Origin of the sequence: Brevibacterium sp. SIMBA_078 (assembly GCF_046534565.1) — a bacterium.
Lineage (GTDB): Bacteria > Actinomycetota > Actinomycetes > Actinomycetales > Brevibacteriaceae > Brevibacterium.
Genome location: NZ_JAWRYQ010000002.1, coordinates 48,921 through 74,400, shown reverse-complemented (window position 1 = coordinate 74,400; position 25,480 = coordinate 48,921). Strand labels below are relative to the sequence as shown.

The window sequence follows — 25,480 nt, the reverse complement described above, 5'->3', positions numbered from 1 at the left end:
AGTCAGCAGCTCACCGCTGGGGTCACTGCACTTCGTACTTGCCGTTGATCTGTCCTGCGCCGACACCGCCGACGGCCTCCATGGCGGCCTTGGACAGGTCGAAGCACCGATTGCCGTGGTAGGGGCCGCGGTCGTTGACGCGCACCGTCACGGACTTACCGTTCGCGCTGTTCGTGATCTTCACCTTGGAGCCGAACGGCAGGGTCTTGTGGGCCGCGGTGAGCTTGTTCGTATCGAAGATCTCGCCGTTGGCGGTCTGCTTCCCGTCGAATCCGTCACCGCCGCCGTAGTAGGACATGGGGCAGCTGCCGGATTCGCCGGCCGACTTGCCGGAGTTCGACGGTCCGTCGTTCTCATCCGCGGACCCGCCGGTCGAGGCCTCATCCTTTTTGTCTGCGGTCTTCGACGGCTCGGGGCTGGGGGTCTCGATATGAGTGTCGATCGTGACTTCTGCGGGCTTCTCCTTGGCCTGCTTCTTCGCCTTGGCGAGGAACTCATCCGCGGCCTTCGTCGGTTCGGAGACGGCAACCGCGGGAGCCTCGGCCGGCGCTTCGGCAACGACCTGGCCGCCCGCGGAGGCATCATTGGGCACCATGGCAAGGCTCGACGCGACGACGGCCGCCGTTGCGGCCGTCGGCACGATGAAGGCGGAGAGCACCGGACGGGTGCGGACTGCTGCCAGCACTCCCCCAGCGGTGTTCGGGCGGTCGGTCGGTGCGTGGCGTCCGGTCTTCTTCTTCGCCGCCAGCGCTGAGAAGATCGAGCCGGTCTTCTTGGTGCTCGGTGCTGAGTGTCTGCCCACAGTGGTGTTCCTCGTCGTCATCAGAGAGTGTCTCGGCAACTCGGAGATGCAATGGGAAGACCTCTCGCACCAGCGCGCTCGAGGAGAAACTCCAAGTTATCTGATCGTTATCTTCACAGATTCTAGTTAAGGAACTGTTACAAAAGCAATGTGGCACACCGAAACGGTGTGCCACATGGATGAGAGTCTGCTCACGACAGCAAGTCCGCGTGCCGCTGGTCCTCGGAACCTCGACGGGCGTGAGAGACCCGAGCCGGTGATGGTCAGCGGGACTTGCGCGTCACCAGCTTCCGGACACCTTCGGCTCCCGTCGTCACGGTCTCCTGCGCCCGGTCGAAGGCGCGTTCGATCTTGCCGCTGCGCACAGCATCATCGATCGCGTGCGAAACGGAACCCAGTGCACGGTTGACACCGTTCTCGGTGGCTTCGATGAGGCGGGAGGTCGAAGCCGCCTCACGCACGTTCTTCACACCTGTGCTCGCGACGCTGTATGCGCGTCCGGCGGCCCGGCGGGCACGTTCGGTCGGGGTCTTCGCGGTCGCGTCGATGACGTCGTCGGGTTCGATGGGTTCGCGGTGTGAGCTCATGGCTCCATCCTTGAACACAGCCTCGGCGAAATCAACACTCTGGTTAGGATTGGACCATGAATTCCCAGCGGGAGGTCATCGCGGACCCAGAGATCATCGCGCACCGAGGCGGCCTGTGGCCGGGAATGAGCGAAAACACCCTTGAGGCCTTCGCCGCTGCCGCGTCGGCCGGAGTCGAGTGGATGGAGACCGACGTCCACGCCTCCGCCGACGGAATCCTCTTCGCCGCGCACGATGCCGACCTCAATCGCATTGCCGGGCTGGACCACACCATTCGGGAACTGCCGGCAGCCGAGCTCGACCGAGTCGAACTCCCCGCAGGGGGTCGGCTCCCTCGCCTCGAGGCGTTGGTGGAAGCACTTCCGCAGGTGCGATGGAACATCGATGTCAAAGCCGCCCACAGCATCGGCCCGATGATCCGCTTCGTTCACAATTTCCATGCCGCCGACCGCATCCGCCTCGCTTCCTTCGATTCCACGACGCTCCGACGGCTGCGCATAGCTCTGCCCGGTGTGCGGACGTCGACGGGAACGACGGAGACCGCCCTCTTCGCCCTCGGTCGGATCCCGGGGGTCCCTGCACACGGTGCCGCGCCCCTGCCGCCCGGTGTCGACGCGCTGCAGGTCCCGGCAACGTTCAAGGGGATCCCCGTGGTCACAGCGGACTTCGTCGACCGGTCTCACCGGTCAGGTCTGCTCGTCCACGTCTGGACGATCAATGACGAGGCGACGATGCGGTCGCTGCTCGATCTCGGAGTCGACGGGATCGTCACCGATGATGTCGAGCTCGGCCTCGACGTGCTGGCCAGCCGACGCGGATAGACCGAGGATTCGGCCGCGAATGCAACACTTTCTCCTCGTGCAGCGACTGCCTTTCAGCGCAGTGGCGGCCCCGGAACACGGGCCGCTGCACGAATGCCGCCGTGGCCAGTCGGCGAGGAATATCCGAGCACGGTAGACTGTTACATTGCGTCCAAGGTGTGCAGTCGAGTCGGAAGGTCTTAGATATGAGCGAACGCAGTCTCCGCGGAACACAGTTGGGCTCGCGCAGCCTCGAAACCGAAGAGGGCGTCGAGCCGGCACCCCGCCAGATGGTCGAATTCGAATGCGAAGACGGGACCCGTTTCAAGGTGCCGTTCTCCATCGAAGCCGAAGTCCCCTCGACCTGGGATTCGGGAATCCACGGCATCGGTGTCCGCGTCGGAGTCAACGAACCCGATGGCGAGCCCGTCAAGCATGTGCGTTCCCACTGGGACATGCTCCTGGAACGCCGATCCTTCGACGAGCTCCAGGTGCTCCTCGACGAGCGCCTCGCAATCCGTCGCGGTGAGGTTCCGGCCCAGAGCTGATACAACCGCAACAAGCGCACATAAGGGGTGCAGGTCAACAGACCTGCACCCCTTATTGCTACCTGACGGCGGCCCAACAACCTGGCGCGAGGTTGCTGGGCCGCCGTCAGGTAGTAAGGGGGGGGTATTTAGGTGGTGGGGGTGGAGCGGGTCAGCAGGCGGCGCAGCTGACCGCGGCGGCGCGTCAGGCCCCAGCCGGCGACCTTCGTGAACGCCTCGGTGATGATCGAGCCGCTCATCTTCGATTCGCCGAGCTCGCGTTCGACGAAGACGATGGGCACCTCGGCGACGCGGAAGCCGGCCTCGACGGTGCGGTAGGTCATGTCGATCTGGAAGCAGTATCCCTGCGACTGCACACCGGAGAGATCGAGTGCCTCGAGCACAGAACGGTTGTACGCGCGGAAACCGGCAGTCGCATCTTTGACTCCCAGACCCATGACAGCGTTGACGTAGACATTCGCGCCGCGGGAGAGGAAGTATCTGGACTTCGGCCAGTCGACGATCTCGCCGCCGGGCACCCACCGTGAGCCGATGATGAGGTCCCCTCGCCCTTCTGCCGCGGCATCGAGCAGCTGTCCCAGGTCGAGTGAGCGGTGAGAACCGTCGGCATCGAACTCGCAGATGATCTCGTAGTCGCGTTCCAATGCCCATTCGAATCCAGCGATATAGGCCATTCCGAGGCCTGACTTCTCGCTGCGGTGGAGGACGTTGATGCGGGGGTCCTTCTCAGCCTGCTCATCGGCCCACTCGCCGGTTCCATCGGGAGAGCCGTCGTCGACGATGAGGACGTCGACTTCGGGCTGCTGCTCGAACAGTCCGGCCAGGGTCACGGGGAGGGCGAGACGTTCGTTGAAAGTGGGGATGACGACGAGAATCTTGGAAAGCACGGACTCCACGATACGCGGAAGTCGCCCCAGACAATGAGTCGACACCCCCGCCTTCGGACCACGCTGCCGCAGCAGCGAGTTATCTATTGACGGGAGTGCCGACTCCATCCCACATCAAGCGGAATGTTCACGTCGAATCTAGTGGCCGCCGGAAACTTTGCAAAATCGCTGTGACCTGGGCTGATGGCTGAAACTGCAGGTCAGAGGCTCAATTGAAGAACCGAAATGTTCAGTCCATCGGCGTGTCGGCTGGACAGGCCGAAGCGTCGGCGTCGGATCAGAGTTCCACCCGGGTGGGCAGAGCCACATCGGGAGACAGTTCGGGCAGCCCCGGTGTACCCGACCGCGGGTCGGTGCTCCAGGCTGCGACGCGCGGGTCGGCGACCTGCACGACGAGCCGTTCGACCTTCCAGCGCACGATATCGGCATCGGCACCGGGGGCGAGCACTCCGCCTTCGGGATTACCGGCCGCGCGGTGGGCGAAGCGGGTGGCAGCGTTGAAGGCCGCACGGGCGCCGATCCCTCCGTCGCCGACGACGGCATCCCGCACTCCTGCCCAAGGCGAGGTCTCGGAATGGCTGAAGGACACCTGCGCTCCGGCGGCGAGCAACTGAGCCAAGGGCTGCGGGCGAGCCGGGTCGACGGTGATGGCGATTCCGCTGCGACCAAGGGCTTGGACCCGATCGTCCGGAACGGCGAAGTCCAGGCGCAGACGGTACCCGTGGCGTTGGGCATGAGCGGCATCGGCTCGCAGGGTCTCGAGCACCTCGGTGAGCTGGTCGACCGAGGCGACGAGGATGAAGAGGCTCAGTGCCGGCAGCTCCTCGAGCCCGAGCAGGTCAGTGGCGGTGATCGAGGCGCGACGGTTCTCGGCGGAACCGGAGTCCAGCTGCGGGTAGTCGACGATCGACAGCGCTTCCGGAGCGCCGGCGGCGAACCGGCCGACCGCCTCGGCGCTGCCGATCGCGTGCACATGGGTGAACCCCTGTGCGTACAGGTCGGCGGCCGACGGGGCCGAGTCGTCCACGATCAGCCCGGCGTGGACGAAGCCCGGGGTGAGGAAGTCCTCACCGAGGTCGATCGCCTCCGGGTCCAGAGCCTTGGCCGCCTCATCGGAACCGATGAACGAGACCTTTCCGTCCGCATATCCCAGCGCCGTCGCAAATGGGTCGACACTGCTGTAAACATCTCCACCAAAGTACATAGTCACAGCCGACAGGCTACACCGTCGGCCGTTGCGGCTACACCTGTGTCAGGAGGGTCGGGTATCGTCACCTGATGTGAAGCCCTTGGTTCTGCTCGATACTCCAGCCCTGTACTACCGCGCCTTCTATTCGGTGCCGGATTCGATCGTCAATGCCGACGGTGACCCGGTCAACGCCGTTCGAGGGGTGCTCGACACCATCGCCCAGATGGTGCGCCGGTTCGACACCGATCGTGTGATCGCGACGATGGACGCGGATTGGCGCCCGGCCTTCCGCACCGCGATCATGCCCGAGTACAAGGCGGCGCGTGTCAAGGACGAAGAAGCCGGCACAGAGATCCCACCGGAGCTGGCCGTGCAGCTGCCGATCATGAACCGCGTCCTCACGGCCGCGGGGATTCCCATCGCCGAGGTGGACGGAACCGAAGCCGATGACGTCATCGCCACGATGGCCGCCCAGTCGAGAACCCCGGTGGTCATCGTCTCCCCCGACCGTGATCTGTTGGCTCTGCTCGACTCGTCCGCCGATGTCAGCGTACTGCGCCCTCGGAAAGGCGGCGAGTGGGAAGCCGTGGCACAGACCGACCTGCCGACCGCCTACGGCGTGCCCGACGGCACCCGCTATCGCGAGCTCGCCGCACTGCGCGGCGACCCGTCCGACGGGCTTCCCGGAGCACCCGGTATCGGGGAGAAGACCGCCGCGACCCTGCTGGAGAACTTCGGCTCCCTCGAGTCGATCGTCAAGGCCGCCAAGGCCGGGGTGAAGACCGGCGGGCTCAGTCCGAAGAGAGCCGCGACGATCATCGAGGTCGAAGAGACCCTGTACACGACCCTGGAGGTCATGCGCTGCCTGACCGACGTCGACCACGGCATCGACCTCGACACCGTCCCGAACAGCTTCGACCGCACCGCGGTCGAGAGCGCGGCAGAGGGGCAGAACATCCGCCGCTCCGTCGACAATCTCACCAGTGCTCTCGAATCCGTGTCGGGGTCCGCCGGTGCGGCATCCGCACGCACCGCGGCACCTGGGCGCACCGCAACGGCGTCCGCGTCACCCGTGTCTGCCGAGTCCGCCGAGTCCTCTGAGTCGCCAGCACGGAACGGGAGCGGCGGGCCGTGGGCTCAGTCGCGGCTCGTCGGCTTCGACCTCGAGACCACCGGAGTCGAACCGGCCACAGCTCGAATCGTCACCGCCGCCTTTGTCGACTCGGCGGATCAGGTGCGCACGTGGCTAGCCGATCCGGGGATCGAGATTCCCGAGTCAGCGCGGGCGGTCCACGGCATCACCACTGAATTCGCTCAGGCCAACGGAGCGGCCGCCGCTCAGGTCATCAGCGAGCTGTGCGCAGAATTCGCCGCACTGAGGGAAGAGGGCGCCGTCGTCGTGGGACACAACGTCGTCTACGACCTCAGTGTGATGGCCGCCGAGGTGGCCCGCCACCGCCCGGACATCGATTTTCCCGCGATCATCCCGACGATCGTCGACACCTTCGTCGTCGACAAGCACATCGATCCCTACCGCAAGGGCAAACGGACGCTCATCGAGACGGCGAAGACCTACCGCGTCGAACTCCTCGACGCCCATGATGCTGCCGCCGACGCTCTGGCCGCTCTGGACATTTCCCGAGCATTGTCCGAAAAGTCGACGGAAATCTCAGCGATGAGCAACGATGAGATCATGGCCGCACAGGCCGATTGGAAGCGCTCACAGGCGGCAGGACTGCAGGCCTGGCTGCGGAAGAAGGGCAACGCCGAGGCCGTCGTCGACGGTTCGTGGCCCATGTCCTGAACGCTAGACTCGACATCGACGTACAAACGACGAAGGACGACAATGGGATTCTTTTCTCGCCTGCTCAACCGACCCGGCTCTCATGCGGAGAAGACGACAGGTTGGTTCGAGCGCGCCGTCGCCGATCTGGACGCGGCCGGGCGCGAATTCTCCGAGCTCAGCGATGCCGAGCTCACGGAAGCCGCCGGCGAGGTCTTCGGTTCGGGCACACATCAGCAGACGCTCATCCGCTACTGTGCTCTGGCGCGCGAGGCCGGTGAGCGTGTTCTGGACGAACGCGCCTATGACACACAGCTTCGCGGACTCGTCGGGCTGCTGCAGGGCAGCATCGTGCAGATGGCCACCGGTGAGGGCAAGACCCTCGTCGGTGCGCTGGCCGCAGCCGGCTACGCACTGCAGGGACGACGCGTGCACGTCGTCAGCGTCAACGACTACCTGGCCGTCCGTGACCGCAACTGGATGAAGCCCCTCTTCGACCTCCTCGGAGTGAAGTCAGCCGCGATCTCCGGCGCGCAGGGCGACGACGAACGCCGTGAAGCCTACCGCTCCGAGGTCGTCTACGCCTCGGTCACCGAGGTCGGCTTCGATGTCCTCCGTGACCGGTTCCTCACCGAGGATGCCGATCAACGGGTTCCCGAACGCGATGTCGTCATCGTCGATGAGGCCGACTCCGTGCTCATCGACGAGGCGCGTGTGCCGCTCGTCCTCGCCGGTTCTTCGAGTGTCCAGGACACCGACGCCGCGATCGCAGCGCTCGTGTCCCAGCTCAGCCCGGACACCGACTATGAGGTCAGCGCCGACAGGCATGCCGTCTCACTCACCGACGCCGGAGTCGACCGGGTCGAGGAGGAACTCGACGTCGAACTCTTCGGAGAGGACTCCGAGACTCTCGCCGCCGTCAACCTGGCCCTCCACGCTAGGGCGCTGGTCAAACGCGACGTCGACTATCTCGTCGTGGATGGACGGATCAAACTCATCTCCTCGTCCCGAGGCCGCGTCGCCGAACTCCAGCGCTGGCCGGACGGACTCCAAGCCGCGGTCGAAGCCAAGGAGAGCCTCGACGCCACCGACAGCGGTGAGATCCTCGATCAGATGACGGTCGAAGAGCTCATCCACGGATATCAGACCGTCTGCGGAATGACCGGCACCGCACTGGCCGTCGGGGACGATCTGCGCGAATTCTATGGGCTGGAGATCGTGCCCATCGACACGCACCTGCCCGTGGTCCGCGTGGACGAACCCGACCGCCTGTTCACCTATCAGGAGTCGAAGGAACGAGCGATCGTCGAAGAGGTCGCCGACCATCATGCCCGCAGCCGTCCCGTTCTCATCGGAACCTCCTCGGTGGCCGAGAGCGAGTCGCTGGCCGAACGGCTGACCGAACGCGGAATCGACGTCGCCGTCCTCAACGCCAAGGACGATTCCCGGGAAGCGGAGATCATCGCGAAAGCCGGTGCCCCCGGTGCGGTGACGGTGTCGACGCAGATGGCCGGACGCGGAACGGACATCCGTCTGGCCGACGACGAGGTCGCTGACGCCGGGGGCCTCCTCGTCATCGGTGCCGGTCGCTATCCGTCGTCCCGACTCGATGACCAGCTGCGCGGTCGCGCGGGTCGTCAGGGCGATCCCGGCACGTCCGTGTTCTTCACCAGCCTCGAAGACGAACTGGTCACCAGGGTTCCCGAGATCCAACGCTTCGTCTCCGAAGGTGATGAGACGGGCCACATCGAATCCAAGCGCGCACTCGGCCTCGTCGAACACGCTCAGCGCATCGCCGAAGGACAGAACACCGCGCTGCATCGTGACACCTGGCGCTTCAATGAGCTCATGGCCAAACAGCGCGAGCTCGTCCTCGAGCGCCGAGCCGAGATCCGCAAGGACGACGAGCCCGTCGAGCAGCTGCGCAAGGAGCTCGGCGACCGTGCCGATGAGATCGTGGAGGACCACTCCGAGGAGCTGCTGGACTCGGTGCTGCGCGAGGTCATGCTCTTCCACCTCGACGCGCGTTGGGTCGATCACCTCGCCTTCCTCAACGATCTGCGTGAGGGCATCCACCTGCGCACCTTCGCCAGGGAGAAGCCGCACGAGGCATTCAACACCGAGTCGATCCGCGTCTTCTCATCGTTCTGGTCCGATGTCATCGACGATTCGAAGTCGACGATCGAGGAAGCGACGATCACCGATGAGGGAATCGACCTCGAGTCGCACGGACTCAAACGTCCGTCGTCGACGTGGACCTACCTGACGACGGAGAACGCGTTCGGCTCCGATATCGAGAACATCGTCAAGAAGGTCCGTCGCTGAGACGATGACGCTGCGTCTGCGCTCCCCCGCCGGAGAGCGCAGACGCGGTGACGTTCAGGAGTCGGCGACGACTCCGCGACGAATGGATTCGATGGTGCGCCGAACGCGCACTGCGGTCTCCGCATCGATGACCTCAGCGACCTGACCGAGCAGATCGAGGCTCTGTTTGGCCCATCTGACGAAGTCACCGGCGGCGATATCGCTGCCCCGAAGTGATTCCGACAGGGTTTTGCCTTCTGTCCACCGGTACATCGGTCGGATCAGCCCACGGTCCGGTTCGTCAGTCGTGGTCAGGGCATGCTGTTCTTCGAGGTGGAAGAGCCGACGCCAGATCGTCTCCGATTCATCACAGACAGCCTTGAGGTCGGCGCTCGGTGCCCGATGCGCGGTCAGGGTGTCCCTGCGCGACTGGAAGACGAAGATCGATGCGAAGGCCGCGAGTTCCGGCTCATTGAGTCTGTCCCACAATCCGGCGCGGATCGTCAGCGCCACCAGGAGATCCCGTTCGCCGTAGATCCGACGCAGCATCGTCGAGTGCTCGGGGTCGAACCCGAGCCCGCGCAGCACATCCTGGACCCGGTCGAACACGAGAGCGATCGAGGTGGTGCGGCCTTCGATGCGGGCGATGAGCGAGTCGTTTTCCCGGATGAGCTTGTCCGCACGGTTGGCCCAACGAGCGTGGAGTTCCCGGTCCGGGCAGTCGTGGCAGGGATGTGCCCGCATCTGTGCCTGAAGTTCGGCGACAGTGGTGCTCTCCCCCTGATGCTGTCGGGTCGATTCCCAGTGGGCTTCCGCATCGACCCTGCCGTCGGCAACAGCGGCTTCGAGGATGGACAGCAGCTGCCTGCGGTCGCCTGCCTGCCGGTGGTTGAACTTCTTCGGCACGCGGACGCGCCCCTGGGAGGCGACGGGTTCGGTCACCTCATGGGGTCGCAGATGCCACACCTTCCCCTGTTCGGTGAGAACGGTGGGAAGCCGCGACACTCCGTCCTTGTTGCTCATCGGAGAGATGATCACTGCGCGACCGCCGACCCGTTTCGCCGGCATCGTGACGACATCGCCGATCTTGAGGGCGGTGAGGGATTCGACGATGTCGCGCTGCTTATTCCGCGACTTCGTCCGGGTCTCCTGCTTCTGGGTGTCCGAGATCGCCCGGCGCAGTCCGGCATATTCGGAGAAGTCACCGCGGTCGCAGTGCATGGACTTCTCGTACGCCTCGATCGTCGCTTCGTTCTTGCGCACCTTCCGCGCCAGGCCGACGACGGCCTTATCGGCCTGGAACTGAGCGAAGGAGGTCTCGAGCACCTTGGCGGCCTCGTCCGAACTCATTCGCGACAGCAGATTCGCCGTCATGTTGTAGGTCGGCCCGAACGCCGAATTCAGTGCGTAGGAGCGGTTCGAGGCCAAGGCTGCCAGCTCGCTGACCTCGATGGTCGGGTGCCAGACCACGACCGAATGGCCGATGCGGTCGATCCCGCGGCGACCGGCTCGTCCGGTCAGCTGGGTGTACTCACCCGGGGTGATCATCACATGTGCTTCGCCGTTGAACTTCACGAGCTTTTCGAGCACGACAGTGCGCGCAGGCATGTTGATGCCCAGAGCCAGCGTCTCCGTGGCGAAGACGACCTTGATGATTCCCTGCGAGAACAGCTCCTCGACGAGCTGCTTGAACTGTGGAATCATCCCCGCATGGTGCGCGGCAACTCCGAGCAGCAGACCCTCACGGAAGGTGTGGTAGCCGAGGATGCCGAGGTCTTCGTCGGCGAGATCGTCGCGCAGCGATTCGAGGGCGGCATTGACGATCGTCTTCTCCTCCCGAGAGTTCAGATCGGTGCCCGTGCTCAGATACTGTTCGACGGCTTCATCACAGCCATTGCGGGAGAAGATGAACATGATCGCCGGGAGCATGGCCGCCTCGGCGAGAGATGCCACCACCTGAGTGCGGCTGGGACGGCGGAACCGGGCACGGGTGGCACGTGCGCGCTTCGATCGCGGTCCCCCGTGTGTGCGAGTGGCGTGATTGAGTGCCGGATCGATGCGATCGGAATCGCTGTGCGTGAACAGGTCGTACATCCGGTGTCCGACCAGGACGTGGTTGACCAGCGGCACCGGCCGGTGGCTCGTCGAAACGATCGTCGTCGGTCCCCGGACTTCACGCAGCCAGGCCCCGAACTCCTCCACATTCGACACCGTCGCCGACAGAGACACCATCTGCACACGATCCGGCAGGTGGATGATGACCTCTTCCCACACCGGCCCGCGGAACCGGTCGGCGAGGTAGTGGACTTCGTCGAGGACGACGAATCCGAGGTCCGAGAGACCAGACACGTCGTTGTAGAGCATGTTGCGCAGCACTTCGGTGGTCATCACGATGATCGGCGCATCGCGGCGGATCGACGTGTCGCCGGTGAGAAGCCCGACGTTCTCCACCCCGTGGACCTCTGCGAGGTCGTTGAACTTCTGATTGCTCAGCGCCTTGATCGGGGTCGTGTAGAAGACCCGTTTGCCCTCCCCGCGGGCCAACTCCACAGCGAACTCCGCGATGAGCGTCTTGCCGGCACCGGTCGGCGCGGTGACCAGCACGTCCTCACCGTCCTGCAGATGGCTGCAGGCTTCGACCTGGAAGTCATCGAGGGCGAACTCGGTGCGCTCCATGAACTGTCCCAAGGGAGTGCGGGCGAACTCCGCACGCGCCTTGAAATCGGCGTAGGCAGCCGAGGGGCTCAGCGGTTTCTCGGCAGAAGTGTCGGTCGAAAGCGGCGTAGGGTCAGTCATTCTTCTCTTCGTCGGTCAGTTCGTCCTCGTCGACCCACAGGCCTTGCGCGATGAGGCGCTTCTTACGTCGGCGATCATTGAATACACAGATCACCCACGCCAGACAGAACAAGGTCATCATGGGGATGACGAGGAAGAACATGGACATGGCGTCCGGAGTCGGGGTGGCGATCGCGGCGAACAGGAAGACGAGCATGACGATGATGCGCCACGACTTCTTGATCCTCTCCGCCGACAGGATTCCGAGCATGTTGAGTCCCACCATGAGCACGGGAAGGACGAATGCGAGTCCGAAGACGACGATGATGATCATCACGAAGCTCAGGTAGTCCTGTGCCGGGATGATGTTCGTGCCGCCCTCGGGAGTGAACGAGGTCAGTGCCTTCACCGCATTGGGCAGAGCGAAGAACGCCATGGTCGACCCGGCCAGGAACAGCGGAATCGCTGCCCCGAGGAATCCGAGCGAGTACAGCTTCTCCTTGCGTTTCAGTCCCGGGACGATGAAGGCCCAGACCTCGTAGAGCCAGATGGGGCAGGAGAGAAAGAGACCGATGAAGAACGAGAGTTTGATCTTCAGGTCGAAAGGAGAGGCGACTCCGGCGAAGTTGATCTCGGCCATCCGTCCGCCGTTGTCACGGATCGTCCGGATCGGCTCTTGGAGGATGTCGAGGACAGGGTCGTAGAGGAACCAGCCTGCCACCGCACCCAGGGCGATGGCGATGGCGGAGATGATGACGCGATTGCGCAACTCGACGAGGTGCCCGACGACGGGCATCTTCTTCTCAGGATTGCTCTTCCGTGATCGAGATGGCTTCCGCTGACTGTTCTCTTTCACTTCTCGTGAGACTGCGGGTCCTGCTTCTCTCGCCGCGACTCCTCGGGCCCGGTGGTCTCACCGGTCGCCGTGGTGGAATCGGTCGAGGAGTTCTGGTTGAGCGCTCCCGGCTCCGTGGTCTTGCCGGATTCGTCCTCGTCGCCGCGAAGGTCCTTGACTTCGGACTTGAAGATCTTCATCGACTGTCCCAGGCTTCGGGCCAGCTGCGGCAGTTTGGGTGCGCCGAAGATGATCACGATGATGAGGATCACGATCGCGATCTGCACGAAACTTGGTCTCATGGGGAGCTCCTTGGATTGTTGATGCTGTGGATGATTCTACGCGTTGCGGCTGTGCCTTTCATCCACATCCGGGCGCGGTCTTCGTCTCAGCCGAGCCTGCGCAGGGCGGCCGCAACGGCTTCGGTGTCGTCGATCTCGGTGATGACATCGGCATGGCAGAGCAGGAACCGGCTGAGCCAATCCACCGAATGCACGAGCAGGCGGATGCGCACGCTGGTGTCACCGCCGTCGAGGTACTCGCGATTCGTCACGTCGAGTTCATCTGCCAGCCATGCTCCCGCGGCCGCGAGACCGAGGGTGACTTCGTAGGAGGTGGTCCTCGACTCGCTGACCGCCATCGGCGGATGCGCTGCCGGTTCCCAGGAGCGGATGCGCCCCAGGGCGAAGCGGCGGGGTGCTCCGGCCGAGTAGCACCAGGCATCGACGTACCAGTCGGCACCGGGCACGAGCCGGGTCGGGGCGATGGTCCGGGTCGTGAGTTCGTCGCGGGAGCCGACGTAGTAGTCGATGCTCACCGCCGTTCCTTCTTCGACCGCCTGTCGCAGTGCGGTCAGCAGCTCTTCGTCGGCATCGATGGGGCTGACGTCGACGGCGGTGCGCAGGTTCTCTCCTGCTGCCACACGCAGTTTCGACGCTGCGGTGGCCACTGCTTCGGAATCGAGTCCGGGCAGGGATGAGAGCATGTCGAGTGCGAGCACGAGGACGCCGGCTTCCTCGGCGCTGAGCCGCACGGGAACGGAGACCTCTTCGGCGTTGGAGATGAAGATCTGCCCGCCTTCCCATGAGGCGTCGATGAGATCATCGGGCATATGTCCGGGACGACCGGTGACGAAGAGCAGCTGCAGATCGTCGATGAGGGTGTCGGAGTCGATGCCGAAATAGGCGGCGGTCTCTTCGAGGTCCGCTCCCGGATGCGCATCGAGGTACGGGACGAGGCTGAGCAGCCGGGTGAGGCGTTCACGCGCTGAGGACACTGGTGCCTCCCAAGCGGTTGAGCGAGTCCCGAATCGTTTGGCGTCGGCGGTCGACGGCACGCACGAGGTCGGGCGGATCGACCACCTCGACGGCGTCCCCGAAACCGACGATCTCAGCGGCGAGGCCCTCGACATCGGAAAACCCGATGATCGTCTCGTCTCCGTCGCTGCGGATCTGTCGACGGCGCAGCGGATCGGCCCGGTGGGCACGGATGCGCAGCGTCGCCTCGGCGACGACGGCCATCTCGGAACTCGACTGCAGCGCCAGCTGCGGGGAGAAGTCCTCGGGGATCTCATAGTCTCCGGGTTCACGGCCGCTGAGCTTCGCGATCCCTCCCTCCACGCGGGAGAGCCGGAAGGTGCGGCGAGCTTCGCGATCGAGATCGAAGCCGAAGAGGTAGACGCGGTCACCGCGGCTGAGCAGAGCATAGGGTTCCAGACGCACTTTCCTCACGCTCTGGCCGGGTTTGTGGTAGCGGAAGCCGACGGCCTCGCGGGCGTTGATGTGGTGGAGAGCTGTGGCGAAGTTCGCGCTGGCCAGCCGGTGCGCGGCGGTGCCCGGGTCGACGCTTCCCGGTCCGGCGGCGGACGGGCCGAGGTCGATGCCGAGAGCACGCAGCTTCGTCAGCGCCTGAGCCGAGGACTCCCCGAGTTCGGTCTCCGACCAGAACGCGGCGGCCACGGTTACGGCAGCCACCTCGGCGGGGGTGAGATCGACGTCGCCCATCGCATAGTCGGCGGTGGAGATCCGATACCCCGTCTCCCCCACATCACCGTAGGCATCGTGTTCGGCCCGGGTCGCGATGGTGATGCCCATGTGCCGCAGCAGCTCTTTGTCGCGAGAGAATTTGCGATCGAAGGCGACCTCGTCGAGTCCGGAATAGCCGTCGATGGCGCTCATCAGCGTTTTGCGCGACACCCAGCCGCGGGAAGCGCGCAGGGCGATCAGCAGATTCATCAGACGTTCGGTCTGCTGTCTCTGTCTGCTGGTGCGGGGTGTATTCACGATTCCACCGTAACCTAAGCCGGGCGATAGTCTTGGGACCATGATTCATTGGCGCAAAGGAATCGTCGCAGCGATTCGCTCCACCCGGCCAGGATACACAGAGGTCGAGGTCGAACTGGACGAGGCCGTGCCCGGCACCGATGTGAGATCCATCCGAGCGGTCGCCTACACCGATGCCGTCGGGCAACCGCAGGACCAGGACACCGTCATCGTCAATGTCTCGGCCCTTGCGAAGCGCCTGGGCACCGGAGGCTTCGGTCTCATCGTCGCTCTACCCGATGCGCTTCCTGCCGATCCCCCGGACGGCCCCGGTCATCTGGTCAAGGACCGCTATTCGCCGTTGCAGACGATGGTCCTCGGCGTCGACGATCAGGAGTCGCAGCACCATTCGACCCTCGCCGAGGCGGACAGCCTCGACGGCATGCCGGTGGTCGTGGCCGACCTGCATTCGGCTCTGCCCGCGGTGATCGCCGGAATCCGCGCCGTCGACCCGTCGATGTCGGTGGCCTATGTGCTCAGCGATGGTGCGGCTCTGCCGGCACCGTTCTCCCAAGCCGTCGCCGGCCTCAAGGACGCCTCCTGGCTGTCGGGTGTGATCAGCACCGGTCAGGCCTGGGGCGGAGATCTCGAAGCGGTGACCATCCACACGGGACTGCTCGCAGCCAAACACGTGATGGATGCCGATATCACCATCGTCGCTCAGGGCCCTGGAAACCTGGGCACGGGTACGAAGTACGGCTATTCGGGACTGGTCACCGGAGAGCACCTCAATGCCGCCGCTCTGCTCGACGGGCATCCGATCGGTCTGCTGCGGATGTCGAACGCCGATGCCCGCGGCCGTCATTTCGGGATCTCCCATCATTCGCTGACGCCCTTGAGTGAGATCGCACGACCGGGGATGACCGTACCGGTGCCCGATTTCTCCACCCTCACCGAGGTGGAGCGAGCCGAGATGGACCCGGATCCCGCTGTCGTCGCCGAGACCATGGCCGAACAGCTGCTTCGACTCCAGGCGCATGATCTCGTCGACATCGATCTGACGGGGCTGTGGGATGCCCTGCGCACTTCACCTGTGCGTCTGTCGACGATGGGCAGAAAGCTGCCCGCCGATGCTGCGTCGTTCCTCTCAGCGGCCGCCGCTGGACGCTGCGCCGCCGGGCTCGTCCGCCGCTGACCGCGTCGAACTCAGGTCACCGCCTCATCTCCGCAGAATCCCCCTCCGCGTCGGGGAAGACAGATGTGGCCGGGTTCCGAAGAACCCGGCCACAGTCGTCTCTGGCAGGATCAGCGCGTGCTGATCATCAAGCTGATTCTCAGCGCACGTTCTCGAGGTCGCAGACGAAGATCAGGGACTCTCCGGGCTGGATGACTCCGCCCGCGCCCTGATCACCGTACGCCAGGTGCGGTGGGATCTGCAGGGTGCGGCGTCCGCCGACCTTCATGCCCTGGATGCCCTGGTCCCAGCCCGAGATGACCATGCCGGATCCGAGGCGGAATTCCAGCGGGGTGCCGCGGTTGTACGAGGCGTCGAATTCCTCGCCCGTGGAATGGGCGACTCCGACGTAGTGCACGCTCACGGTGTCGCCGGGTCCCGCCTCGGCGCCGGTGCCGATCACATCATCGGTGATGATGAGCTCGGTCGGGGCGTCTCCGCCGGGGAAATCGACTTCGGGCTTCTGCTTGCTCATATGTTCCTCCTGGTGTCGGTTCTGTTGGGATATCGGACGTTCTCAGCCCTGGGCCGAGAGGATGTCGACGACGAAGATCAGGGTCGCATCACCCGGGATGGACGGTTCGCTGCCCTGTTTGCCGTACCCCTTGTCCGGCGGGACGACGAGGACGACCTGGTCGCCGACCTTCTTGCCGACGAGCCCCTCGTTCCAGCCGTCGATGACCTGAGCCTCGCCGACCGGGGCGACGACGAAGGGCTGTCCGTCCTTCTTCCAGTTCGAGTCGAAGGTCTTCGACGTGTCGTCCCAGAGCCAGCCGGAGTACTTCACGGCGACGCTCTGGCCCTTCTTGACCTCGTCGCCTTTGCCTTCGATGGTCGTGTACGACTCGAGCTCGGTCGGTTTCTTGCCCTTCGGCTTCGAGATCGAGGGGGCACCGTCGTCGGCCCACTTCACGGTCACGGGGTTGTCCGACTGATCGGCTTTCTCCCCCTCGGCGCGAGTCAGCGGCTTCTTCGTGTCCTCGATGTCGATGACGTAGACGAGCGTCTGTGACGCCTCCCCCTGCTGGGCGCTGCCGTTGAGTGACATCATCACGCGGGATCCGACTTTGACGTCGATGAGCGCGTTGTAGAGGTCTTCGGAGATCTGGGACTTGTCCATGGGGAATCCGGCGGCGGAATCCGAATCGTAGCTGGATTCGACGGTCTTGCCAGTCGTCCCGGAGACCAGCGTCATCTGTGCCGTGACCTGCTCGCCGTCGGCGACCTTGTCGCCGGTGCCCTCTTCGAGCACCTTCTTCTCGGTCTTGTCCATGACCAGCGGTGCCTCGAAGCTGACCTTGGGCTTCTTCCCCATCTTGCCGTCGACGGTGATGTCGTCGAGGCTGGTCGACTTCGCGTCCTGAGCGGCTACCGATGGCGGAGGTGTGGTCGAGTCCTCTGACTCATCACCCTGCCCGCAGGCCGAGAGCAGCAACAGGCCCGCCGCGATGGCGCTGAGCACTTTGGTGCGCACTGGTTTCCTTTCGTCACGCCGAGGCCGCGCCCGAGTAGGGGCTCGACCGAATCACAGGGCGATCTTACAGGCCCGCGATGAGTGTTTCCGCCTGCGGGTGAGTCGTGGCGAACGGGTCCTTGAGTGCGACTGCTCGACCGGATTCGTCGTTGAGGCGCAGGTGCACCCAGTCGACGGTGTAGTCGCGACGGGCCGCATGGGCTGCGCGGACGAATTCGCCGCGGATCGCCGCCCGTGTGCTTGCCGGCGGTACGTCCTTCGCTCGTTCGGCCGTCTCGGCGGGGACGAGGCTCTTCGCCATCCCCGCGGCCTCGAGCTTGGGAAACAGTCCCGTAGCCGGCGTGATGTCGTGGAAGGCGATGTCGAGGCGGTGGATGCGCGCATCGGCGATATCCGTGATTCCACGCTGCATCGACCGTTCGATGAGGGTGCGTTTCATCACCCAGTCGATCTCCGTGTCCACGGTCGAGAAGTCCTGCGACTCGACGGCGGTGAGCATCCGCGTCCACAGGTCGATGACGTAGTGGGCCAGATCATCATCGCCGAGGCTGTGCTCCCCGGACTCCACGATCCGCTGAGCCCGGTCCCGGTAGTCGCCGAGCAGACCCAGCGGAGTCGTCGTGGATCCATCGGTGCGTTCGAGCACGACCCGCCCCGTGAGATCACGGGCGACGAGCCGGATATCGCGCACTGGGTGGCGCAGCCCGTTCTCCGGGATCCGCGCCCCCTGTTCGATGAGGTCGAGCATGAGCACCGCGGATCCGATCTTCAGCGCCGAGGTGGCCGTCGACATCGAGGAGTCACCGACGATCACGTGCAGCCGCCGGTACTTCTCCGCATCGGCGTGCGGTTCGTCGCGGGCGTTGATGATCGGACGCGACCGTGTCGTCGCCGATGACAGTCCTTCCCACATGACATCGGACCGCGCGGAGAGGCCGAACACCATCTCCGAGCGGTCGGCTTCCTCGTCGGGGGTGAAGGCCGAACGGCGCGGGACCACGGCCCCGGCGCCGACGAGCAGCTGCCGCGAGACGAGGAAGGGCAGGAGGACCGTGGTCAGCCGATTGAAGTCGAGGGTGCGGCGGATGAGGAAGTTCTCGTGGGACCCGTACGAGTTGCCTGCCGCGTCCGTGTTGTTCTTGACCATGTGCACGCGTCCGCCGATGCCGTCGGCGTCGAGTGCGGCCTGTGCCTTGTCCAGCAGGTCGATCATCAGGCCTTCGCCGGCTCGGTCCTGGGCGAGCAGGTCGCCCAGGTCATCGCATTCGGCCGTCGCGTATTCCGGGTGGGATCCGACGTCGAGATAGAGGCGCGACCCGTTGGGCAGGAACACGTTCGACGACCTGCCCCATTCGACGACGGGGCGGAAGAGATACCGGGCGATCTCCTCGGGGCCGATGCGGCGTCCGTCGGGGTCGGCGGTGTGGGCGAGTCCGTATTCGGTTTCGAGCCCGTAGATGCGTGCCATTCAGTCCTCCCGCAGTGCGCTCATCGCCGCATCGTCGAGGCGGCGGAAGGTCCGCTGCTTCGTCGTCGTGCGGTCGAGGACGGCTGCCTCGAGTGCGTCGGTGGCCAAGATCGCCTGGGTTGCGGCTCCCAATGCGGTCACACCGTGGTTGAATACTTCGCGCAGAGTCATCTGCGAGCTGCGCACCCCTGCCAGGGACGCTGTGATCGCATCGGCCTGACCGCCGATGGCCACATGTTCGGTCTCGTCGATGACGGAACCGTCATAGCTGAGTCGGTAGAGCTGGTCGGTCTCCGGTGTGAGTCCGAGTTCGGCGACGACGAGTTCGACCTCGAAGGGCTTCGACTCGGTGGTGAAGACTCCGGCCAGCGTCTGCGCGTATGCGTTCGTCAGTCCGCGAGCGGTGACGTCGGTGCGGTCGTAGGAGTACCCGCGCAGATCGGCGTAGCGGACGCCGGCTTGGCGCAGGGTCTCGAATTCGTTGTACTTGCCGACGGCGGCGAAGCCGATCCGGTCGTAGATCTCAGCGATCTTGTGCAGCGTCGGCGACGGGTTCTCCGCCAGCAGCAGAATGCCGGCGTCGAAGCGCATGACGACGACGGATCGGCCGCGGGCGATGCCCTTGCGGGCGAAGTCGGCCCGGTCCTTCATCAGCTGTTCGGGTGAGACGTAGAACGGTGCCTGACTCATCGACGATCCTTTCGCGGTAACGGTGCCGCAGTCATCACCGGGCGGTGGCCGTGCGGCGGGCGACGACCTCGGTGGCGGTGTCCAAGACGGTGGCCGAATCGACCTCGGTGACCCCGTTCTCGAGGTCGACGGTGAAGATCGTCGGGGCGATCTGCCGGACGAAATCCGGTCCGCCCGTCGCCGAGTCGTCGTCTGAGGCGTCGAAGAGGGCTTCGACGGCAACCCCAATCGCCTGCTCGTGGTCGAGGTCGGCCCGCCACAGCTTCTTCAGCGCCCCGCGGGCGAAACCGGAACCGGAGCCGATGGAATGGAATCGGTGCTCTTCGTACTTTCCGCCGGTGACGTCGAAGCTGAAGATCTGGCCCTGCGGCTTGGATTCGTCGACTCCGGCGAACAGCGGGACGACGGTGAGTCCCTGCATCGCCAGGCCGAGGTTTCCACGCAGCATCGCGGCCAAGCGGTTGGCTTTGCCGTTGAGCGACAGACGGGCGCCTTCGATCTTCTCGTAGTGTTCGAGTTCGAGTTGGAAGAGCCGGATGAGGTCGAGTGCGACCCCGGCGGTGCCGGCGATGCCGATGACGGAGTAGTCGTCGGCGGCTTTGACCTTCTCCATCGAGTGCGAGGCGATGAGGTTGCCGATCGTCGCTCTCCGGTCACCGGCCATGAGGATGCCCGAGGCGGTGCGGAAGCAGATGATCGTCGTGCCCTCCGGGGACTGTTCGGCCAGATCCCGGACACTGGGGTGCGGCAGCGCTTCGGGCGCCAGGGAGCGGGCGAGTTCGACGAACGAGTTGCTCGTCGAACTCAAGAATGCAGGAGGGAATCCTGCCATCTCATTGGCCGCCCTTCTGCACGAAGTTCTTGACGAACTCCTCCGCGTTCGATTCGAGCACACCGTCGATCTCGTCGAGGATGGAATCGACGTTCTGAGTGTTGATCTGTCCCTGCACGGCCTCCGGCGGATCGACGGGGACGTCTCCTCCGCCGGACGATTTGTCTCTCTGGACCTGTTCCTGCGAGCTCATCTCACACTCCTTCAGTCGTTCTTCGAACTCAGTCTATCCACTCCGAGTGCCTTGAGCAGGCCCTCGGCGGTCTCGATTCCCTCCACCCGATCGGCAAGCAGCTCACGGGTGCCTTTGAGCGGTTCGTGCATGGGCAGACGCACCACGCCGAGGGTTCCCGCGTTGACCACGAGAGAGTCCCAGCTGGCGGCGACCAGATCCTCGCCGAGGCGGCTGACCGCCACGGAACGCAGGAACGCGCGGGTCCCGTCCGGGGCGTTGACCACGGCGGCTTCGACCTCCGCGTCGGTCGTCATCCGGCGGATGCGGCCGGCTCGTTCGAGCTTGTGGAACAGGCCCTTCTCCGGGCGCACATCGTGGTACTGGATATCGATGAGCGCCAGCTTCGGATGGTCCCAGTCGATTCCCTCACGAGAACGGTAGCTCTCGAGCAGCACCCATTTGGCGACCCAGTCGATGGAATCTGCGAGAGTCTTCGGATCGGTCGAGAGGCCGTCGAGGAATCGGCGCCATTCGGCGAGCACCTCGGCGGTTTCGGCGTCCTCGGCATCGGCGTGCTCGAGGCACGCGGAGTAGAAGGCTTCTTGGATCTCCAGCGCCGTTGTCGTCGTGCCGTCGCTCAGCGCCAGCGGAGCGCTGAGGGTGAGGTCGTGGCTGACGTCCCACAGTGCCTGCAGGGCATCGGCGAGTTCGATCTGCGGTGCCAGTCCGGCCTCGATGAGTCCGAGGACGAGGGAGGTCGAACCGAAGCGGACGAACGTCGCAGGCTCCGCCAGGGTGGCGTCGCCGATGATCACGTGCAGCCGGCGGTATTTCGCGGGATCGGCATGCGGTTCGTCCCGGGTGTTGACGATGGGACGGCGCAGAGTGGTCTCGAGTCCCACTTCGGCTTCGAAGAAGTCGGCCCGGGACGAGATCTGGAAACCCTTGCCCTCGCCTCCACGGCCGATGCCGACCCGTCCGGAACCGCACAGGATCTGCCGAGTGACGAAGAACGGGACGAGGCCGGCGACGATGTCGTCGAAGTCCGTGGACCGGTCGACGAGGTAGTTCTCATGGGTGCCGTAGGAGGCTCCCTTGGAGTCCGTGTTGTTCTTGTACAGATTGACAGGTTCCGCGCTCTTCTCGAGAGTCCGCACCGATTCGAGGGCGACGAGGTCGCCCGCCCGGTCGAAGGTGACGATATCGCGTGGAGTGAGGACTTCCGGGGACGAGTATTCGGGATGAGCGTGGTCGACGTAGTACCGGGCGCCGTTCTCCGTGACGACGTTCGCCAGGTACTGGGCTTCGAGGTCGTCCTGCGGAATATGGGTCAGCTGCGAGGAGTCGGCGTCGGCGATGCTCATGAAGAAGCCGCGGGCGTCGGCCAATGGAGACTCTGTGGCGAAGTCCCAGAAGTTCTGGGATGACTTCAGTCCGCGCGGTCCGGCATAGGCGTCGACGACACGCGCCGAGTCCCGCATCGGGTTCGCTCGCGGATTGCCCGGCTGGCTGAGGCCGAACTCCGTCTCGGCTCCCATGACGCGCCTGACTCTGAGCATCTGATTCTCCTCCAAGGTCTAGACTCGGGGACGTGGCAACGAAGAAATCTCATCTCCCCATCGCACTGATCGTCGACCTCATCCTCGTGGTTCTGTTCACGATCGTCGGTCATTACACACATTCTCACAATTTCGATCCGCAGGGGCTGATGACCACAGCGTGGCCGTTCGTCGCAGCCCTCGTCGTCGCCTGGCTGCTCACGGCCGTCTGGGATCGGCCGATCGCTCCGCTGGCCACGGGAACCGGTGTCTGGGCGATCACCGTCCTTCTCGGACTCGTCCTGCGCGGAATCGCTGGTCAGGGCGAAGACCCCGGAAATGTCGCAGTGACTTTCATGATCGTCGCGACGTCGCTCAACCTCGTCACTCTCGTCGGTTGGCGTCTCATCGCCACGGCCGTCTCCGGCGGTTCGGGCCGCCGCAAGCGCAGCCGCTGAGCATCCTGCCCTTCGGCCCAGGCCCTGGCCGCGAACGAGTCGAGCCCGCCGCTTCCGTCAGCTGACGGAAACGGCGGGCTCGTCGTTCTTACCGGACCCGGCTCAGACGAGGTCGGAGTTGGGCCGCACCTCGGCGATGTCGGTCTCGTACGGCACGGTCGCGGCTCCCCTGGTCGTGTCGAGGTGCATCATCCGCAGATGAGTGACCCGTTCGCCCTTGCGCCCGGAGATCCGTGCCCATTCGTCGGGGTTCGTCGTGTTCGGCAGGTCTTCGTGTTCGCTGAACTCTTCGGCGATCGCATCCTCGAAGTGACCGGGGCGCAGACCGCGCTCGCCGGTGTCGAGCAGCGACTTGATCGCCGCCTTCTTCGCGCGGTCGACGATGTTGTGGATCATCGCGCCGGAGGCGAAGGCGGAGAAGTGGAGGACTTCCTTCGACCCGTCGGCGTAGCTGACCTCGACGAATTCGTTCTCCGGAGTCTCTGCGAACATCCGCTCGACACAGCTGTCGATGAGTGCCGAGACCGCCTCGGCGGGGGTGTCGTGGCCGGCGAGCACGCTCGAGTGCAGGGGCAGCTCCGCGGTGAGGTACTTCTCGAAGATGTCTCGGGCCGCTTCGGCGTCGGGGCGTTCGATGCGGATCTTCACATCGAGTCGGCCGGGGCGCAGGATCGCGGGGTCGATGAGGTCTTCACGGTTCGAGGCGCCGATGACGATGACGTTGTCGAGCTGTTCGACACCGTCGATCTCGGTGAGCAGCTGCGGCACGATCGTCGTCTCCACGTCCGACGATTTGCCGGTGCCGCGGGTCCGGAACAGTGATTCCATCTCGTCGAAGAACACCACGACGGGGAAGCCTGCCGAAGCCTTCTCGCGGGCCCGGGCGAAGATCAGGCGCAGCTGACGTTCGGTTTCGCCGACGTACTTGTCGAGCAGCTCCGGACCTTTGATGTTGAGGAAGTAGGTCTTGCTCGTGCGCACCTTTCCGGTGCGATCGGCCAGGGAGTTCGCCACGGCCTTCGCGATGAGCGTCTTTCCGCAGCCGGGAGGGCCGTAGAGCAGGATGCCCTTGGGCGGTTTGAGACCGTGCTCGGTATAGAGTTCGGGATGTTCGAAGGGCAGTTCGACGGCATCTTTGATCTGTTCGATCTGGTCAGCCAGTCCGCCGATGTCCTGGTAGGTGATGTCGGGGACCTCTTCGAGCAGCAGCGAGGAGACCTCGGGCTTCTCGACGACCTGCAGCGCGTAGTGGGTCCGGGTGTCGACGACGACGGCGTCGCCGACGCGCAGTCCTGCGTCGACGAGGTCGGCGGCGAGGGTGAAGACCTGCTCGTCATCGCCGGGAGCTCCGACGAGGATGCGCTGGGAGTCGACGAACTCACGGACGTTGACGACCGATCCCACGGGTGGGAACTCGCCGGTGCCGATGATGACGAGGCCCTCGGACAGGAGCACATCGGCTCCGGCTCGCAGGGTCTCGGGTTCGATTTCGGGGGCGACGGCCACGCGCATGCGTCGTCCGCCGACGATGACATCGGCGGTCAATGCGTTCTCGCCCAGCGCGACGAGTGTTCCCCAGTTGTTCGGCGGTTCGGTCAGGCGCCGAGCCTCTTCCTTGATCCGGTTGAGCTCATCACGGGCCGTGCGCAGAGTCTTCGACAGTGCTTCATTGCGTTTGCCCGCCGTGTAGAGCTGCTGGCGCAGGGACGCGGTGTCCTCGCGCAGCTTCTTCACTTCGGTCGTGGACTCTGTCATCGATCCTCCTTCGGCCCAGTGCTGTTGCTGGTCGGGCTGTCTGTGACATCTGTGGGTCGCGCATTCTCGGAGCCTTCGGGTTCGGTGCGCAGGCGCCTGCCGGCGTCTCGCATCACCCGGCGCAGCTTCTTGCCGTGCGCGGTCCGGGTGCCGATCGCCGCCTCGGTGACTTCGGGCTCCGTCCACGCCGCGACATCCTCGGCGGCCGCGGTGGCTCCCTGAGGCCGTTTCTTCTTCTCCAGCGGACTGATGCCGTCGGCCATTCGGCGGGCCATGATGAGGAACCCGGTGTGGGCGATCATCCGGTGGTCGGGCCGGACGGCGAGTCCGTCGGCGTGCCAGCCGCGGACCATGGCCTCCATGGGCTCGGGTTCGGCGAACTTGCCGGAAGCGCGCAGGGCTTCGACGAAGCGGGAGAGCTGCGGAACCGTGGCGACATACGCGATGACGATTCCCCCGGGTGTCAGCGCTTCGCTGACTGCCTCGAGCGTGTTCCAGGGGGTGAGCATGTCGAGGACGACACGGTCGACGCTGCCGGGCCCGAAGGTCTGCGGCAGCGTATCGGCGAGGTCGCCGACGGTGACGGACCAGTTCTCCGGTTCGCCGTCGAAGAAGTCGGCGATGTTTCCGGCTGCGATCGTAGCGAATTCCTCACGCAGTTCGAACGAGTGCACGGATCCCGTCGCGCCCACGGCCCGCAGCAGGGCCATCGACAGAGCTCCGGATCCGACGCCGGCTTCGACGACGGTGGCCCCGGGGAAGATATCGCCGAGGGTGACGATGAGTCCCGAATCCTTCGGGTAGACGACTGCGGCGCCGCGGGGCATGGAGAGCACAAAGTCCTCATAGCGTGGGCGGAAGACCTGGAAGTCGACTCCCCCGGTGTTCGCGACGATGATTCCTTCTGTGCGCCCGATGATGTCGTCGTGGCTGATGAGGCCCTTGTTCGTGTGGAAGTGCTCACCCGGGGCGAGCACGAAGGTGTGCATCCGCCCCTTGGGGTCGGTGAGTTGGACCTTCTCTCCGCGGCTCAGAACGCGCGGGGGCCGGGAATGCAGTGGCTGAGTCATGATGAGTCCACTCTA

The 25,480-nt window shown here is 64.9% G+C and carries 24 protein-coding genes; 6 read left to right on the top strand and 18 right to left on the bottom strand.

Annotated features, from left to right (window positions below; translation table 11 throughout):
- Window positions 1-22: 22 nt before the first annotated feature.
- Entirely contained in the window at window positions 23-823 is an 801-nt protein-coding gene (locus SB749_RS08615) for a septal ring lytic transglycosylase RlpA family protein (RefSeq protein ID WP_410709995.1), read from the bottom strand.
- Between the two features lie 242 nt (window positions 824-1,065).
- Window positions 1,066-1,389, bottom strand: coding sequence for a hypothetical protein (locus tag SB749_RS08610; protein ID WP_410709994.1), 324 nt, complete (start codon window positions 1,387-1,389; stop codon window positions 1,066-1,068).
- A gap of 56 nt (window positions 1,390-1,445) precedes the next feature.
- On the opposite strand from SB749_RS08610, the gene SB749_RS08605 reads away from it, so the two are divergent.
- Both SB749_RS08605 and SB749_RS08600 read left to right on the top strand, forming a co-directional pair.
- On the top strand, window positions 1,446-2,210 hold the full coding sequence (locus SB749_RS08605; protein ID WP_410709993.1) for a glycerophosphodiester phosphodiesterase family protein: 765 nt from the start codon (window positions 1,446-1,448) through the stop codon (window positions 2,208-2,210).
- Between the two features lie 185 nt (window positions 2,211-2,395).
- Window positions 2,396-2,737 (top strand): RNA polymerase-binding protein RbpA, encoded by a 342-nt coding sequence (locus SB749_RS08600; RefSeq protein ID WP_098731087.1) that lies wholly within the window; start codon window positions 2,396-2,398, stop codon window positions 2,735-2,737.
- 128 nt (window positions 2,738-2,865) lie between these two features.
- Here SB749_RS08600 and SB749_RS08595 read toward each other — a convergent pair whose 3' ends face one another.
- The gene (locus SB749_RS08595) at window positions 2,866-3,624 is read right to left on the bottom strand and encodes a polyprenol monophosphomannose synthase (RefSeq protein WP_410709992.1); all 759 of its coding nucleotides are present in this window, start codon (window positions 3,622-3,624) and stop codon (window positions 2,866-2,868) included.
- 277 nt (window positions 3,625-3,901) lie between these two features.
- The gene (locus SB749_RS08590) at window positions 3,902-4,828 is read right to left on the bottom strand and encodes a metal-dependent hydrolase (protein WP_410710493.1); all 927 of its coding nucleotides are present in this window, start codon (window positions 4,826-4,828) and stop codon (window positions 3,902-3,904) included.
- Window positions 4,829-4,904: 76 nt separating this feature from the next.
- On the opposite strand from SB749_RS08590, the gene SB749_RS08585 reads away from it, so the two are divergent.
- Together SB749_RS08585 and secA2 are read left to right on the top strand one after the other, a co-directional pair.
- A complete protein-coding gene (locus SB749_RS08585; protein ID WP_410709991.1) occupies window positions 4,905-6,617 on the top strand; it encodes a 5'-3' exonuclease H3TH domain-containing protein in 1,713 nt (570 codons plus the stop codon).
- A gap of 42 nt (window positions 6,618-6,659) precedes the next feature.
- Window positions 6,660-8,921: an accessory Sec system translocase SecA2 gene (secA2, locus tag SB749_RS08580; protein ID WP_410709990.1), complete on the top strand. Its 2,262-nt coding sequence runs from the start codon at window positions 6,660-6,662 to the stop codon at window positions 8,919-8,921.
- Between the two features lie 54 nt (window positions 8,922-8,975).
- Here secA2 and SB749_RS08575 read toward each other — a convergent pair whose 3' ends face one another.
- The 5 genes from SB749_RS08575 to SB749_RS08555 all read right to left on the bottom strand — a co-directional run bounded on the left by SB749_RS08575 (window position 8,976) and on the right by SB749_RS08555 (window position 14,792).
- Window positions 8,976-11,696 carry a DEAD/DEAH box helicase gene (locus SB749_RS08575; RefSeq protein WP_410709989.1) on the bottom strand — a complete coding sequence of 907 codons (2,721 nt, stop codon included), beginning with the start codon at window positions 11,694-11,696 and terminating at the stop codon, window positions 8,976-8,978.
- Window positions 11,689-12,531 carry a twin-arginine translocase subunit TatC gene (gene tatC, locus SB749_RS08570; RefSeq protein WP_308423766.1) on the bottom strand — a complete coding sequence of 281 codons (843 nt, stop codon included), beginning with the start codon at window positions 12,529-12,531 and terminating at the stop codon, window positions 11,689-11,691. Before tatC ends, SB749_RS08575 begins: the two co-directional genes overlap by 8 nt.
- The gene (gene tatA, locus SB749_RS08565) at window positions 12,528-12,812 is read right to left on the bottom strand and encodes a Sec-independent protein translocase subunit TatA (RefSeq protein ID WP_410709988.1); all 285 of its coding nucleotides are present in this window, start codon (window positions 12,810-12,812) and stop codon (window positions 12,528-12,530) included. Before tatA ends, tatC begins: the two co-directional genes overlap by 4 nt.
- An 86-nt stretch (window positions 12,813-12,898) precedes the next feature.
- Window positions 12,899-13,786 carry a WYL domain-containing protein gene (locus SB749_RS08560; RefSeq protein ID WP_410709987.1) on the bottom strand — a complete coding sequence of 296 codons (888 nt, stop codon included), beginning with the start codon at window positions 13,784-13,786 and terminating at the stop codon, window positions 12,899-12,901.
- Entirely contained in the window at window positions 13,770-14,792 is a 1,023-nt protein-coding gene (locus SB749_RS08555; protein WP_410709986.1) for a helix-turn-helix transcriptional regulator, read from the bottom strand. Before SB749_RS08555 ends, SB749_RS08560 begins: the two co-directional genes overlap by 17 nt.
- A 40-nt stretch (window positions 14,793-14,832) precedes the next feature.
- On the opposite strand from SB749_RS08555, the gene SB749_RS08550 reads away from it, so the two are divergent.
- Window positions 14,833-15,966 (top strand): DUF3866 family protein, encoded by a 1,134-nt coding sequence (locus SB749_RS08550; RefSeq protein WP_410709985.1) that lies wholly within the window; start codon window positions 14,833-14,835, stop codon window positions 15,964-15,966.
- A gap of 139 nt (window positions 15,967-16,105) precedes the next feature.
- Here SB749_RS08550 and SB749_RS08545 read toward each other — a convergent pair whose 3' ends face one another.
- The 7 genes from SB749_RS08545 to dop form a co-directional block, all read right to left on the bottom strand.
- Entirely contained in the window at window positions 16,106-16,480 is a 375-nt protein-coding gene (locus SB749_RS08545; RefSeq protein WP_025778366.1) for an FKBP-type peptidyl-prolyl cis-trans isomerase, read from the bottom strand.
- A 42-nt stretch (window positions 16,481-16,522) separates the two neighbouring features.
- Window positions 16,523-17,479: an FKBP-type peptidyl-prolyl cis-trans isomerase gene (locus SB749_RS08540; RefSeq protein WP_410709984.1), complete on the bottom strand. Its 957-nt coding sequence runs from the start codon at window positions 17,477-17,479 to the stop codon at window positions 16,523-16,525.
- A gap of 64 nt (window positions 17,480-17,543) precedes the next feature.
- Window positions 17,544-18,947, bottom strand: a complete 1,404-nt coding sequence (pafA, locus tag SB749_RS08535) for a Pup--protein ligase (protein ID WP_410709983.1) — start codon at window positions 18,945-18,947, stop codon at window positions 17,544-17,546.
- Window positions 18,948-19,637: a proteasome subunit alpha gene (prcA, locus tag SB749_RS08530; protein ID WP_410709982.1), complete on the bottom strand. Its 690-nt coding sequence runs from the start codon at window positions 19,635-19,637 to the stop codon at window positions 18,948-18,950.
- A 34-nt stretch (window positions 19,638-19,671) separates the two neighbouring features.
- On the bottom strand, window positions 19,672-20,469 hold the full coding sequence (prcB, locus tag SB749_RS08525; protein ID WP_410709981.1) for a proteasome subunit beta: 798 nt from the start codon (window positions 20,467-20,469) through the stop codon (window positions 19,672-19,674).
- A 1-nt stretch (window position 20,470) separates the two neighbouring features.
- Window positions 20,471-20,662 carry a ubiquitin-like protein Pup gene (locus SB749_RS08520; protein ID WP_039207623.1) on the bottom strand — a complete coding sequence of 64 codons (192 nt, stop codon included), beginning with the start codon at window positions 20,660-20,662 and terminating at the stop codon, window positions 20,471-20,473.
- Between the two features lie 11 nt (window positions 20,663-20,673).
- Window positions 20,674-22,203: a depupylase/deamidase Dop gene (dop, locus tag SB749_RS08515; protein ID WP_410709980.1), complete on the bottom strand. Its 1,530-nt coding sequence runs from the start codon at window positions 22,201-22,203 to the stop codon at window positions 20,674-20,676.
- A gap of 32 nt (window positions 22,204-22,235) precedes the next feature.
- On the opposite strand from dop, the gene SB749_RS08510 reads away from it, so the two are divergent.
- On the top strand, window positions 22,236-22,640 hold the full coding sequence (locus tag SB749_RS08510; protein ID WP_410709979.1) for a DUF3054 domain-containing protein: 405 nt from the start codon (window positions 22,236-22,238) through the stop codon (window positions 22,638-22,640).
- Window positions 22,641-22,742: 102 nt separating this feature from the next.
- Here SB749_RS08510 and arc read toward each other — a convergent pair whose 3' ends face one another.
- On the bottom strand, window positions 22,743-24,395 hold the full coding sequence (gene arc, locus SB749_RS08505) for a proteasome ATPase (RefSeq protein WP_410709978.1): 1,653 nt from the start codon (window positions 24,393-24,395) through the stop codon (window positions 22,743-22,745).
- Complete coding sequence (locus SB749_RS08500) at window positions 24,392-25,465, bottom strand: tRNA (adenine-N1)-methyltransferase (protein ID WP_410709977.1); 1,074 nt, start codon at window positions 25,463-25,465, stop codon at window positions 24,392-24,394. Before SB749_RS08500 ends, arc begins: the two co-directional genes overlap by 4 nt.
- Window positions 25,466-25,480: the final 15 nt, after the last annotated feature.

Excerpts from the sequence above, each read along its gene's own strand:
- SB749_RS08600 (WP_098731087.1), top strand. The coding sequence starts at position 2,396 with ATGAGCGAACGCAGTCTCCGCGGAACACAGTTGGGCTCGCGCAGCCTC.
- prcA (WP_410709982.1), bottom strand. The coding sequence starts at position 19,637 with ATGAGTCAGGCACCGTTCTACGTCTCACCCGAACAGCTGATGAAGGAC.
- SB749_RS08500 (WP_410709977.1), bottom strand. The coding sequence starts at position 25,465 with ATGACTCAGCCACTGCATTCCCGGCCCCCGCGCGTTCTGAGCCGCGGA.
- SB749_RS08575 (WP_410709989.1), bottom strand. The coding sequence starts at position 11,696 with ATGACTGACCCTACGCCGCTTTCGACCGACACTTCTGCCGAGAAACCG.
- SB749_RS08520 (WP_039207623.1), bottom strand. The coding sequence starts at position 20,662 with ATGAGCTCGCAGGAACAGGTCCAGAGAGACAAATCGTCCGGCGGAGGA.
- SB749_RS08545 (WP_025778366.1), bottom strand. The coding sequence starts at position 16,480 with ATGAGCAAGCAGAAGCCCGAAGTCGATTTCCCCGGCGGAGACGCCCCG.
- dop (WP_410709980.1), bottom strand. The coding sequence starts at position 22,203 with ATGCTCAGAGTCAGGCGCGTCATGGGAGCCGAGACGGAGTTCGGCCTC.
- SB749_RS08615 (WP_410709995.1), bottom strand. The coding sequence starts at position 823 with ATGACGACGAGGAACACCACTGTGGGCAGACACTCAGCACCGAGCACC.
- prcB (WP_410709981.1), bottom strand. The coding sequence starts at position 20,469 with ATGGCAGGATTCCCTCCTGCATTCTTGAGTTCGACGAGCAACTCGTTC.
- SB749_RS08590 (WP_410710493.1), bottom strand. The coding sequence starts at position 4,828 with ATGTACTTTGGTGGAGATGTTTACAGCAGTGTCGACCCATTTGCGACG.
- secA2 (WP_410709990.1), top strand. The coding sequence starts at position 6,660 with ATGGGATTCTTTTCTCGCCTGCTCAACCGACCCGGCTCTCATGCGGAG.
- SB749_RS08605 (WP_410709993.1), top strand. The coding sequence starts at position 1,446 with ATGAATTCCCAGCGGGAGGTCATCGCGGACCCAGAGATCATCGCGCAC.
- arc (WP_410709978.1), bottom strand. The coding sequence starts at position 24,395 with ATGACAGAGTCCACGACCGAAGTGAAGAAGCTGCGCGAGGACACCGCG.
- pafA (WP_410709983.1), bottom strand. The coding sequence starts at position 18,947 with ATGGCACGCATCTACGGGCTCGAAACCGAATACGGACTCGCCCACACC.
- SB749_RS08610 (WP_410709994.1), bottom strand. The coding sequence starts at position 1,389 with ATGAGCTCACACCGCGAACCCATCGAACCCGACGACGTCATCGACGCG.
- tatA (WP_410709988.1), bottom strand. The coding sequence starts at position 12,812 with ATGAGACCAAGTTTCGTGCAGATCGCGATCGTGATCCTCATCATCGTG.
- SB749_RS08550 (WP_410709985.1), top strand. The coding sequence starts at position 14,833 with ATGATTCATTGGCGCAAAGGAATCGTCGCAGCGATTCGCTCCACCCGG.